This window comes from Nocardioides sp. R-C-SC26, assembly GCF_021246465.1.
Classification (GTDB): domain Bacteria; phylum Actinomycetota; class Actinomycetes; order Propionibacteriales; family Nocardioidaceae; genus Nocardioides.
Genome location: NZ_JAHRHK010000064.1, coordinates 1 through 324, shown reverse-complemented (window position 1 = coordinate 324; position 324 = coordinate 1). Strand labels below are relative to the sequence as shown.

The 324-nt window shown below is 69.1% G+C and carries 1 protein-coding gene; it reads left to right on the top strand.

Going from position 1 to position 324, the window contains the following annotated elements; all coding sequences use genetic code 11:
* Positions 1-184 precede the first annotated feature (184 nt).
* Positions 185-324: biotin/lipoyl-containing protein (locus tag KSO97_RS17450; RefSeq protein ID WP_308188348.1), on the top strand; the 140-nt coding region annotated here is incomplete at its 3' end.

Genomic DNA, 324 nt, shown 5'->3' with positions numbered 1-324 from the left:
CCCACGCCGAGGACGTCGCACCGCTGGTGCACGCGCACCCCACCCAGAACGAGGCGCTGGGCGAGGCCCACCTGGCGCTGGCCGGCAAGCCGTTGCACGCGCACGGCTGACCGGCGAAGGATCGCTCGTACGACCCGACCGACGCATCACCACACCCCGCAACCCGAAGGACAGACCAGCAGCCATGGCCACTGAAGTCACCCTCCCCGCCCTGGGCGAATCCGTCACCGAGGGCACCGTCACGCAATGGCTGAAGCAGGTCGGCGACACCGTGGCGGTCGACGAGCCGTTGCTGGAGGTCTTCACCGACAAGATCGACACCGA